We start from the raw sequence: 10,681 nt of genomic DNA, 5'->3' as shown, positions 1-10,681 counted from the left end.
CTGTTCCTCTCAGCAGCGACGCCGCGCTTCCCACCCGATCCGCCTTGTCTCACGACGAGCCAGCCCTCTATTGATGCCGTTATGGTCAGTCGATCTTGGCTCGCGGAACGAGCGACCGGCAATACACTTCCGCAAGGATTCCGCACGCACTGGCTAAAGTCCACACTCCAGGACTCCCTGGCATGCGGCAGATTAAAGCCTCTCCGCGACAGCCGTGTCCTCACCAAACAATCCAGTTGAGCTTCGCATCGATCGCCGCCTGAGGGGCGGCGTTATATAAACGAAGTCATCCGGCGAACGGGCGTGTGCAGAAGCACCATCTGGCGGAACAGGAAGGACAAGAGCAGTGACTTTCCCCCCTGTCGAAGGCTCTCGAAGGGACGCATTGGCTGGCCCGACGTCCGGATCGACCAATGGATTCTCTCGAAACCTGTGCGCTCGAGTCGCGGCCGACGGCGCCGACGACTGATAACCGGCCGGTGGTGAGATGAGCGCCCAGCCGACAAGCGCGCGTTGCCCAGTTCGTTGCCCCAAAAAGGGTGAAGCGGTTGGGCGACGCTTAGAACCGGTTGAAATTATGGCGACCCCTGCAGGAATCGAACCTGCGACAACCTGCTTAGAAGGCAGGTGCTCTATCCAGCTGAGCTAAGGGGCCGTCCGGCGGCCGCGTCTCACGAGCGCGACCGGATGCGGCATATCTGGACCAGAAATCTCAATGCGTCCAGGGCTGCGTGCGGGTATAGCGGAAATTGTCGGGATAGGCGACAACCTGGCGTATCGGGTCCTTCGGCGCGATGACGCGGTATTCGATGCCGTTGCGCTGGGCATAGGCTTCGGCGAGTTCCTGCGTTTCGAAGGTGAGCTTCACCTGCTGGCGCATATCACCCGAAGAGGTGTAGCCCATGATCGGATCAATCTTGCGCGGCGACTCCTGATCGAACTCAAGCACCCAGAGATGGCTCTTGGCCTTGCCGGACTGCATGGCGGTCTTGGCTGGACGATAGATCTTGGCAGACATGACTGCAGCGTCTCCGACTATGCGGGCAGCGCCCGTCTTTCATGGTCTCAATCCCGTTGCCGGCCCGTGCCGGGCCTTTTGCGTCATCGCTGAGGATAACGCAAAGAGATGAATTTTGCTTAGCTGCGAATCCCCGCTTTTTCAAGGAAAAAGGCGGCGCACGACGACGCTGCCGTGTCCGTTCGCATGACGGCTGACACCGCCTCCCCTTCAAATCCGGTGATTTCCGGCCGGATTTCGCAATATTTCCGCTTGTCTCACCTTGTGATCACAACCTGATTGCCGCTGCCTTCCCTCGGCACTAGTTTACGGCTCAATCGATTTCAGTGGATTTGCACTCATGATCAAACGTTCGGCGGAGTTCAATGCCATTGTGATAGGCGCTAGCATCACGGCGTTCTTCTACCTTGCCATCAGCTACGCCCAATATATCGGCCTGCTAGCCCGCGGCTAAGGTAGCCTTCAGCTGACGTACAATTGCGCCAAGCAGACCGAACCCGTGCGCCCGGCAAGCAGGCCGGCGACCTATCAAGATTTTTTCTGTCTTGCATCCACAGGTCCGGCGAGGAATCTTCGGCCAGAGCTGGATTTATGGGTTGCGACGGCGAAGTGAACCGTGTATCTCCCCTGCCATTCACGGCACGGAGTGTAGCGCAGCCTGGTAGCGCATCTGGTTTGGGACCAGAGGGTCGGGAGTTCGAATCTCTCCACTCCGACCATTCAAATATCCCGATATTGTTGAATTCCTTGACAGGCGCAGCGCAGCTTGCAGTTATACGCGCCGTTACTTCATCTTTTTCGTCGTCGTGGCGCTGACGATCCTGTCACCAGGCTTGATTCCCAATTTGGCAACGATGCCGGCATTGAGTTCGACGACGTATTTCACCGCGCTCATCGAATCGATGATGTCACGCGAATAGGGCACTGCCTTTTCCTTGATGTGGCGGATCGTGCCGGTGTCGTCGGCAAAGAGCATGTCGAGCGGCAGGATGGTGTTTTCCATCCACATGGTGACGCGCCTTGGCTCGTCGAAATCGAAGATCATGCCGGCATCGTCGGCCATCACCTTGCGAAACATCAGGCCGCGGGCGCGCTGATCCGGGGTCGAGGCAATCTCGACAGTGAAATGCAGCACCTTGCCCGCCGCAGTCTGGATGAGCAGCGGCTCCTTGTCGAACCGCATCTGCTCGTCAGCGAAGGCCGGCAGCGCAACCATGAAAAAAAGCGCCACGACGGCGCTTCTGATAGCATCAAATAGGATTAGGCCGCGCATGTTCAGTGCGACCGGCTTGCCGGGCTCGGAACGTCAGGATGGATCTCTGCGGCCATCAGGCCCTTTTCGCCGTCGCCGAAGCGGACAAGGACAACCTGGCCGGGGCGCAGCTCCGTCAGGCCGAAGCGGCGAAGCGTTTCCATGTGCACGAAGATGTCTTCGGTGCCCTCGCCGCGCGTCAGGAAGCCGAAGCCCTTGGTGCGGTTGAACCACTTGACGAGCGCACGCTCGAGTCCGCTCGTCGCGGTGACCTGCACATGGGTACGCACCGGCGGGAGCTGCGAGGGATGAACCGCGGTCGACTGGTCCATCGAGAGGATCTTGAAAGCCTGATAGCCGCGCTCGCGGCGCTGGATGAGGGCGACGATACGCGTTCCCTCGAGGATCGTCTGGTAGCCGTCGCGGCGCAGGCAGGTCACGTGCAGGAGTACATCCTGCATGCCGTTGTCGGGCACGATGAAGCCGAAACCCTTGGCGACGTCGAACCACTTGACGACGCCGGTGATTTCAACAAGATCGACCGCCTCTCCTGATAGCTCGTCGAGGTCGGAGTATTCGTTCGATGAAATCCTGTCAGCCATTGTCGCCAGCCCCTCGAATACGCGTCACACTGTTACGGTTAACTGATTCTTGAAATCAAGATTAACATCTTGGTAACGGATAAGCGCAAGTCCTAGTTTTCGGTTATTCCCAGGTGCACATTTTATAAAGATGACTTGCCCGAAGCTGACCTCGGCTCGCCGAAAAAAGCTAGCCCCAATAAAGGAGTAAATAGAATGCGTTATCTTCATACAATGGTGCGCGTCAAAGACCTGGACGCCTCGCTTGCCTTTTACACCACGCTGTTCGGGCTGGAGGAGATTCGCCGCCACGAAAACGAGAAGGGCCGCTTCACCCTGGTTTTCCTGGCTGCTCGCGACGATCTCGACCGTGCGCGCAGCGAAAAGGCCCCCTGCCTCGAGCTTACCTACAATTGGGACACGGAAGATTATAGCGGAGGTCGCAATTTCGGCCACCTCGCTTATGAGGTCGACGATATTTACGCGACCTGCCAGAATCTGATGGACAACGGCGTCACCATCAACCGGCCGCCGCGCGACGGGAACATGGCGTTCGTGCGCTCGCCCGACGGCATCTCGATCGAAATCCTGCAAAAGGGCAGCCCACTTCCGGCCACTGAGCCCTGGGTCTCGATGGGCAATACCGGCGCCTGGTAAGGCTTTTCGCCGCAAGGCTTTTGCGAGGCTTGCGGTTTTTTCGATTTCGGGTCCGGCCAGTGCCTTGGCGCTTGTCGCGATCCGGCCCCGCAGGCAATCTCCTGGCGACTCGAAGCGGAAGAGAAGCGTTTTTCGCTTATTTCCGCATCAACTGGAGACCGTCGCTTGCGTAAGATGCAGATGCGGATGCCCGTGACGGGCGCTTTGCTGATCGCCACCTCGGTGCTGGCGCTGCCCGGCTGCGCGTCGGACAAGAAGGCGCTCGATTCGGCGGCGGTGGTTCCGGCTGTGCCGGCCGCAGCCACGGCGGCGCCTGCAGGCCCTGCCCCACGTTCGGTCTATACCGATCCACGGCTCGTCAACGTCTCCGGCGCTCAAGCCGCGCCTCAGGTCGTGGCACAAGATTCGAATGCCGTCGCTCCGCCCGCCGATCCGGCGACAGCGGCGCCTGCCAATATCGGTGGGCTGGTCCTGCAGTCGACCCGGATCAACGCGCAAGCGATGAGCATCTTTTCCGATCGCCAGCCGGCGCCGCAGAACAACAGCACGTCCACCGTCATTCAGCCGCAGGCCTATGTGCCGGTGGAAGGTGCAGTACCGGCGCGAACCAGCGTCTACAGCCAGCCGCCCGTGCCCACGCAGCCGGCAGAGCCGGTGCTACCGCAGCAATCCTCGCAGAATAGCACGCAGCTTGCGCCGGTGCAGACGGCGTCGTTGGCGACGGGCAGCATTCCCACCTCGACGATGAATGCGCTCTACAGCGCACAGCAGCAGAATCTGCTCGGCAGCCTCTCCGGCCTGCTGCACCAGGCCGCCCTGCCCGGTATGACACGCATCGCGCCGAACGGGCTGCATCTTCAGAACGACAAGGTCGAGGTCGGTTGCTTCAAGCCCGATCTGCTGAAGGTGATCAAGACGGTCGAAAACCATTTCGGCCGACCGGTCATCGTCACCTCCGGCTATCGCGACGATGAGCACAACCGCCTCGTCGGCGGCGCTGACGAATCGATGCACAAGAGCTGCGAGGCCGCCGACATCCAGATCGACGGTGTCGCGAAATGGGATATCGCCGCCTATATCCGCTCGTTGCCGGACCGCGGCGGCGTCGGCACCTATTGCCATACGGATTCGGTTCACCTCGATACCGGCAAAACTCGCGACTGGAACTGGGGCTGCGGCGGCAAACGCGCGCCGATGACGACCGCACGAGCGATCTGACGGCCGCGGGATTTTCACATTACGTTACGGTAGCACCACCTAGTCTCATTAAAGAAACAACCAGCAGCCCGTTGATTCAGCTTTAATAATCGACTTCTCGAACGCGCTCGGATTTCCTGTCATTTTTTTGAAAGAAACCGCAATTGCCGCTTGCGGGATTCAAATGGCCTGACTATAAGGGCGCCACCACGAAGGACGCGCCCTTCGTCTATCGGTTAGGACACCAGATTTTCATTCTGGGAAGAGGGGTTCGACTCCCCTAGGGCGTACCACTTTCTCTCCATAAAGAAGCCATTAGTTCCGCTTGCAGAAGCCGGCGCGCGCTCCTATTTTAACGAGGCTGCCTGCGCCCTTCGTCTATCGGTTAGGACGACAGATTCTCATTCTGTAAAGAGGGGTTCGACTCCCCTAGGGCGTACCAATTCCTCATGATAGGTTATCGTCATCCGTTTCGATCGACCTTCGCCGATCCTATGAGTCCCCTCGAGGAGAACCCTTCGGGTTCGCGCGAGGCTGCCCATCCTGGCCCGCCGGCTTGATTTTTCTCCGCTCCGCCGTGCCTTGCACATCGTTTCTCCACAGCCACAAATAAATCGGCGAAAACGATGATTTTTTCGCGCCTTGGCGCTTGCGGCCTTCGAAGGCGCTGACTATAAGGGCGCCACCACGAAGGAAGCGCCCTTCGTCTATCGGTTAGGACACCAGATTTTCATTCTGGGAAGAGGGGTTCGACTCCCCTAGGGCGTACCACTTTCTCTCCCTTGACATTTCACATCGTCAGCGCTCTTGCGCGACCGCTCTATTTCGCCGGCGCTGCATCGCAGACGCGCAGCTGGATGCGGCGTGCGCCCTGGTAGTGGTCGGCACCGAGCGAACCGGCGACATGAAGGCTGGCACCGCGTGAATTGATGAGAAGATTGCCAAGCGGCGTATCGGCGGCGCGAAAGGCGATGCCGTCGAGCCGCGATCCGTCCATGGCCTCCAGCGTCACCTTCACATGTTTCTCGCCGACCAGGCGGGCGTCGCGCAGACGATGCGCCGGTATGGCAAAGAGCGGCTGTGCGTGGCCGGAGCCATAGGGGCCGGCGGCCTCCAGGCGGTCGATGAGTTCGAGGGTGGCGCCGCTTGCGCCGATCGCGCCGTCGATCTTCAGCGTCTCGTTGGCGACGAGATTGGCCACCGTTCTCTCGGCCTTCTCCGTGAAGAATGTCCTCAGCCTGCCGAGATCGGTGCGCTCGACCGTCAGTCCCGCGGCCATGGCGTGGCCGCCGCCCTTGACGAGCAGACCCTCGTCGACTGCGGCCCGCACCATCCTGCCCATGTCGAAACCGTTGATCGAGCGGCCCGAGCCGGTGCCGCGGCCGGAGGGATCGAAGGCGATCGCGAAAGCGGGCCGTTTGAACTTTTCCTTCAGCCGCGCCGCGATCAGCCCGACGATACCAGGATGCCATTTCTCATGGGCGGTGACGATAACGGAGGCGCCCTCGCCGTCGCCATATTCGGCAAACGCCTCGGCTTCCGCCTCCTGCAGCATGATCGTCTCCATCGCCTGGCGTTCGCGATTGAGCTCGTCCAGGCGCTGCGCGATCACATCCGCCTCGCCGGCGTCGTCGAGCGTCAGCAGCCGGCTTCCGAGTGCCGCGTCGCCGATCCGCCCGCCGGCATTGATGCGCGGGCCGATCAGGAAGCCGAAATGATAGGGCGTCACCGGGCCGGCGAGCCCCGCCTTGCGGAAGAGTGCTGCCAGTCCGGCATTGCTCTGGTGGCGGGCAGCGACTAGCCCCTTCACCACATAGGCTCGGTTGAGGCCCTTCAGCGGCACGACATCGCAGACCGTCGCCAGTGCCACGATATCCAGCCATTGCAGTAGGTCGAGCGCCAGGATGCGCTTGTTGCCGGCCGCGCGCAGCAGCCGGAGCGTCGCGACCAGCACCATGAAGACGACGCCGGCGGCGCAAAGATGCCCCTGCCCCGAGAGATCGTCCTCGCGGTTCGGGTTGACCAGCGCATGGCAGGGCGGCAGCTCATGTGTCACCTGGTGGTGATCGATGACGACGACATCGATGTTGCGCGCCGCAGCGGCGGTCAGCGCCTCGTGGCTGGTGGAGCCGCAATCGACGGTGACGATCAGCTCAGCGCCGTTGTCGATCAACTGGTTGATCGCCGCCGGATTGGGGCCGTAGCCTTCGAAGACGCGGTCGGGAATATAGATGGTCGCCCTGACGCCAAAATGGCGGAGAAAGCGGAACATCAGCGCCGAGGAGGCTGCGCCGTCGACGTCGTAGTCGCCGAAAATCGCGACGCTCTCGCCGCGCTCGATCGCGCGCAGGAGGCGGGTCGCGGCCTTTTCGCAATCAGTCAGCTTATGGGGATCGGGCATCAGGCTGCGGATCGTCGGATCGAGGAATTCGATTGCCTCGTCCACCGTCACGCCGCGCCCGGCGAGCACCCGGGCGATCAGATCCGGCAATCCATGGATCTGCGACATGGCCAGCGCGCGGTTCTGCCCGGCCTGATCGAGCCGCGCCACCCAGCGATTGTCGAGCGCGGATTTCTCCACGCCGAGAAATGCGCGCTGTACCGGGTCGACGAGATCTGCCATGCCACACTCCGCTGACTTCATCTGCTCTTTCTACAGGAGCGGCGGAGATAACATAGCGATGGATTTGCAGACACGGATTTTTACCAAAGCACGTCGCGCAAAGGTGTGGAGCGGTTTGCGACAACGACATGCGTAAAAATCAAGACCTTAGCGCGAGAGCGAATCTGAAAGATCGCGACACGCTTTAGAATACCGCCCAGACGATCAGGGCGACACCGGCCAGTTGCACCAGGATAACGGAGAAGAGGGTAAGAAGAATGGCCCAGTTACGGCCTTCCGGACTTTCGTCGTCGTCATAGGCCTCATTCGAGGCCGCGTCGGAGGGGTGGTCACGAACCTTAATACGGTTCGTCTCGGGAACTTCTCTAAACACACCCGGATGATCGGGAGGCTCCTCTTCCGGGCGACCATACCCCTTCCCGGCATGGCTGTCCTTGTTCACGATGTTCTCCAAAGCCGCCGACTCCCTCTCCCGGCTTATTTATATCAATGTTTCGGTATCTGTTAATATAAGTTTTCGTGAGAGCAGTTAAACAGGCAATAAAAAAACCCGCCCTGCGTGCACAGAGCGGGTCAGCCATCCCGGATTGTGGCAAAGGTCAGCCTTCCTCCTTCGGCCGCTCGATGCGAATCACCTGCGGTTCGCCGAAGAGGTAACCTTCCGACTTGATCGAGGCGACTGCCTTGCGCACCGACTCTTCCATCGTCGCATGGGTGACGAGAATGATCGTTTGGTGGTGCGACGGCGCCAGGTGTTGCTTGGAGCGCTGGACGATCGATTCCAGCGAGATGTTGTTTTCCGCCATGCGGGTTGCGACGCTGGCAAAGACGCCGGTGCGATCGAGCACGGTCAGGCGGATGAAATAACCACCCTCGTGGCTCTGCATCTGCGCCTTGCGGTACGGCTCCAGCGTCTCTGCGGGATGGCCGAGCACCGGCACGCGCTGGGCGCCCGGCTGGCTCTTGGCAATATCGGCGATATCGCCAAGCACGGACGAGGCAGTGGCGTTGCCGCCGGCGCCCGGGCCGACCATCAGCAGTTCGCCGAGCACGTCGGATTCGATCGCCACCGCATTGGTGACGCCGTCGACCTGGGCAATGACCGAATCGACCGGCACCATTGTGGGATGGACGCGCTGCTCGATGCCGGTATCGGTGCGCTGGGCAACGCCCAAGAGCTTGATGCGGTAACCGAGCTCGGCGGCAGCGTGGATATCCTCGATCGAGATGTTGGTGATGCCTTCGAGATAGATGTCGTCGGCGGCGATCTGATTGCCGAAGGCGAGCGTCGTCAGGATGGAAAGTTTATGGGCCGTGTCGTTGCCCTCGATATCGAAGGCCGGATCGGCCTCGGCGTAACCCAGCCGCTGCGCTTCCTTGAGGCATTCGGCGAAGGAAAGCCCCTCCTTCTCCATCTTGGTCAGGATGTAATTGCAGGTGCCGTTCATGATGCCATAGATGCGCGAGACGGAATTGCCCGTCAGCGATTCGCGTAGCGCCTTGATGACCGGGATGCCGCCGGCGACTGCTGCCTCGAAGTTCAGCAGCGAACCCTTCTCCTCGGCGATCGTCGCAAGCTCGACGCCGTGATAGGCAAGCAGCGCCTTGTTGGCTGTCACCACATGGAGACCGCGCTGCAGTGCTGTGCGCACGGAGATATTGGCCGCCCCTTCAGCGCCGCCCATCAACTCGACGAAGACGTCGATATCACCCTTTTCGGCAAGCTCTTCCGGCCGGTCGAACCAGGTGGCGGCAGAAAGATCGATGCCGCGGTCCCTCGCCTTGTCACGCGCGGAGACCGCCGTGATGGTGATCGGACGCCCGCAGGTGACGGCAAGCTCGTTGCTCTTCTGCTGAATGATGCGGACAAGCGAGGCGCCAACGGTGCCCAAGCCCGCAATGCCGATTTTGAGGGCATCTGCCATGGATCGATCCTGAAATGTCTGTGTGGCGGCAGCCGCATGACGCGGCTGCCCAACGGTTGGATTAACGATGTGCGTTCAGCGAGATGACGTTGTGCATTGTCTCGTCAGCCGTCGACATGAACTTCTTGATGTTGCGCGCAGCCTGACGGATACGGTGTTCGTTCTCGACAAGTGCCAGACGAACGTAGTCGTCGCCCATTTCGCCGAAGCCGATGCCCGGGGCAACGGCGACGTCGGCCTTCTCGACCAGCAGCTTGGAGAATTCCAGCGAACCGAGATGACGGAACTTTTCCGGGATCTTCGCCCAGGCGAACATCGTCGCAGCCGGCGGCGGCACCTCGAACCCGGCCTTGCCGAAACTTTCGACCATGACGTCGCGGCGACGTTTATAGACGTTGCGGACTTCCGCAATGTCGGAGCCGTCGCCGTTCAGCGCATGCGTCGCCGCCACCTGGATCGGCGTGAAGGCGCCGTAGTCGAGATAGGACTTGACGCGGGTGAGCGCCGCGATCAACCGCTCGTTGCCGACGGCAAAGCCCATGCGCCAGCCGGGCATGGAGAAGGTCTTCGACATCGAGGTGAACTCGACCGTCACGTCCATTGCGCCCGGCACTTCGAGAACCGACGGCGGCGGGGAGCCATCGAAGTAGATTTCCGAATAGGCAAGGTCGGAAAGCACGATGATGTCGTGCTTTTTCGCAAAGGCGATGACGTCCTTGTAGAAATCGAGCGTCGCGACAAAAGCCGTCGGATTCGAGGGGTAGTTGAGAATCAGCGCCAAGGGCTTCGGGATCGAATGCCGGACGGCGCGTTCCAGCGGTTCGAAGAAGCTCGCATCCGGCTCCACCGACATGGAGCGGATCACGCCGCCTGCCATCAGGAAGCCGAAGGCGTGGATCGGGTAGGTGGGATTCGGGCAGAGGATCACGTCGCCAGGCGCCGTAATCGCCTGCGCCATGTTGGCGAAGCCTTCCTTGGAGCCCAAGGTGGCGACCACCTGGGTATCCGGGTTGAGCTTGACGCCGAAACGGCGGGCATAATAGGCGGCCTGTGCGCGGCGCAGGCCCGGAATGCCCTTGGACGAAGAATAACGGTGCGTGCGCGGATCCTGCACGACCTCGCACAGCTTGTCGACGATCGACTGGGGAGTGGGGAGGTCTGGGTTTCCCATGCCGAGATCGATGATATCGGCGCCGCCCGCTCGCGCGCTTGCTTTCAAACGGTTGACCTGTTCGAAAACATAAGGCGGCAAACGCCGGACTTTGTGAAACTCTTCCATCTCATTCCCCATGGAAAGGCGGCATTTCGGGCCGCAGTCGAAGTTCGTTCCGTCTTCCGGCGGCTGCGACACGAACTTCAGAATCGCAACGCCGTATTCATCAGACCCAAGCGACGCGGCGAATCTTTGACGGAAAGGCCGCGTAACGC

The 10,681-nt window shown here is 60.8% G+C and carries 10 protein-coding genes and 5 tRNA genes; 7 read left to right on the top strand and 8 right to left on the bottom strand.

Features of this window, described 5'->3' with window-relative positions; translation table 11 throughout:
• The first annotated feature begins 276 nt into the window (after window positions 1-276).
• Complete coding sequence (locus HFO99_RS33965) at window positions 277-486, top strand: helix-turn-helix transcriptional regulator (protein ID WP_409994941.1); 210 nt, start codon at window positions 277-279, stop codon at window positions 484-486.
• A 92-nt stretch (window positions 487-578) separates the two neighbouring features.
• On the opposite strand, the gene HFO99_RS20895 is transcribed toward HFO99_RS33965, so the two are convergent.
• Window positions 579-655, bottom strand: a tRNA-Arg gene (locus tag HFO99_RS20895).
• A gap of 57 nt (window positions 656-712) precedes the next feature.
• Complete coding sequence (locus HFO99_RS20890) at window positions 713-1,018, bottom strand: ETC complex I subunit (RefSeq protein WP_222363299.1); 306 nt, start codon at window positions 1,016-1,018, stop codon at window positions 713-715.
• Between the two features lie 642 nt (window positions 1,019-1,660).
• Here HFO99_RS20890 and HFO99_RS20885 point away from each other — a divergent pair.
• Window positions 1,661-1,737 (top strand) — tRNA-Pro (locus HFO99_RS20885).
• A gap of 65 nt (window positions 1,738-1,802) precedes the next feature.
• Here the strand turns inward: HFO99_RS20885 and HFO99_RS20880 are convergent.
• A complete protein-coding gene (locus tag HFO99_RS20880; protein ID WP_222363297.1) occupies window positions 1,803-2,291 on the bottom strand; it encodes a DUF192 domain-containing protein in 489 nt (162 codons plus the stop codon).
• Window positions 2,292-2,293: 2 nt separating this feature from the next.
• Entirely contained in the window at window positions 2,294-2,872 is a 579-nt protein-coding gene (locus tag HFO99_RS20875; RefSeq protein ID WP_012757289.1) for a cold-shock protein, read from the bottom strand.
• Window positions 2,873-3,067: 195 nt separating this feature from the next.
• Between HFO99_RS20875 and gloA the strand changes: the two genes are divergently transcribed.
• The 5 genes from gloA to HFO99_RS20850 all read left to right on the top strand — a co-directional run bounded on the left by gloA (window position 3,068) and on the right by HFO99_RS20850 (window position 5,476).
• Window positions 3,068-3,508, top strand: coding sequence for a lactoylglutathione lyase (gene gloA / locus HFO99_RS20870; protein ID WP_222290715.1), 441 nt, complete (start codon window positions 3,068-3,070; stop codon window positions 3,506-3,508).
• 174 nt (window positions 3,509-3,682) lie between these two features.
• Window positions 3,683-4,726 carry a YcbK family protein gene (locus HFO99_RS20865; RefSeq protein ID WP_409994940.1) on the top strand — a complete coding sequence of 348 codons (1,044 nt, stop codon included), beginning with the start codon at window positions 3,683-3,685 and terminating at the stop codon, window positions 4,724-4,726.
• A gap of 197 nt (window positions 4,727-4,923) precedes the next feature.
• Window positions 4,924-4,998: transfer RNA gene (locus tag HFO99_RS20860), tRNA-Glu, on the top strand.
• 74 nt (window positions 4,999-5,072) lie between these two features.
• Window positions 5,073-5,147: transfer RNA gene (locus HFO99_RS20855), tRNA-Glu, on the top strand.
• Window positions 5,148-5,401: 254 nt separating this feature from the next.
• Window positions 5,402-5,476: transfer RNA gene (locus HFO99_RS20850), tRNA-Glu, on the top strand.
• Window positions 5,477-5,525: 49 nt separating this feature from the next.
• Here HFO99_RS20850 and recJ read toward each other — a convergent pair.
• From recJ to HFO99_RS20830, 4 genes are all read right to left on the bottom strand, one after another.
• Window positions 5,526-7,328 carry a single-stranded-DNA-specific exonuclease RecJ gene (recJ, locus tag HFO99_RS20845; RefSeq protein ID WP_222335833.1) on the bottom strand — a complete coding sequence of 601 codons (1,803 nt, stop codon included), beginning with the start codon at window positions 7,326-7,328 and terminating at the stop codon, window positions 5,526-5,528.
• 184 nt (window positions 7,329-7,512) lie between these two features.
• Complete coding sequence (locus tag HFO99_RS20840) at window positions 7,513-7,770, bottom strand: hypothetical protein (protein ID WP_222335834.1); 258 nt, start codon at window positions 7,768-7,770, stop codon at window positions 7,513-7,515.
• A gap of 157 nt (window positions 7,771-7,927) precedes the next feature.
• Window positions 7,928-9,253: a homoserine dehydrogenase gene (locus HFO99_RS20835; RefSeq protein WP_222363293.1), complete on the bottom strand. Its 1,326-nt coding sequence runs from the start codon at window positions 9,251-9,253 to the stop codon at window positions 7,928-7,930.
• A gap of 61 nt (window positions 9,254-9,314) precedes the next feature.
• Window positions 9,315-10,532, bottom strand: coding sequence for an LL-diaminopimelate aminotransferase (locus tag HFO99_RS20830; RefSeq protein WP_162118691.1), 1,218 nt, complete (start codon window positions 10,530-10,532; stop codon window positions 9,315-9,317).
• Window positions 10,533-10,681 lie beyond the last annotated feature (149 nt).

This window comes from Rhizobium leguminosarum, assembly GCF_019798305.1.
Classification (GTDB): domain Bacteria; phylum Pseudomonadota; class Alphaproteobacteria; order Rhizobiales; family Rhizobiaceae; genus Rhizobium; species Rhizobium leguminosarum_U.
This window is presented reverse-complemented; position numbering and strand designations above follow the sequence as displayed.

Excerpts from the sequence above, each read along its gene's own strand:
- recJ (WP_222335833.1), bottom strand. The coding sequence starts at position 7,328 with ATGGCAGATCTCGTCGACCCGGTACAGCGCGCATTTCTCGGCGTGGAG.
- HFO99_RS20880 (WP_222363297.1), bottom strand. The coding sequence starts at position 2,291 with ATGCGCGGCCTAATCCTATTTGATGCTATCAGAAGCGCCGTCGTGGCG.
- HFO99_RS20835 (WP_222363293.1), bottom strand. The coding sequence starts at position 9,253 with ATGGCAGATGCCCTCAAAATCGGCATTGCGGGCTTGGGCACCGTTGGC.
- HFO99_RS20875 (WP_012757289.1), bottom strand. The coding sequence starts at position 2,872 with ATGGCTGACAGGATTTCATCGAACGAATACTCCGACCTCGACGAGCTA.
- HFO99_RS20830 (WP_162118691.1), bottom strand. The coding sequence starts at position 10,532 with ATGGAAGAGTTTCACAAAGTCCGGCGTTTGCCGCCTTATGTTTTCGAA.
- HFO99_RS20890 (WP_222363299.1), bottom strand. The coding sequence starts at position 1,018 with ATGTCTGCCAAGATCTATCGTCCAGCCAAGACCGCCATGCAGTCCGGC.
- gloA (WP_222290715.1), top strand. The coding sequence starts at position 3,068 with ATGCGTTATCTTCATACAATGGTGCGCGTCAAAGACCTGGACGCCTCG.
- HFO99_RS20865 (WP_409994940.1), top strand. The coding sequence starts at position 3,683 with ATGCAGATGCGGATGCCCGTGACGGGCGCTTTGCTGATCGCCACCTCG.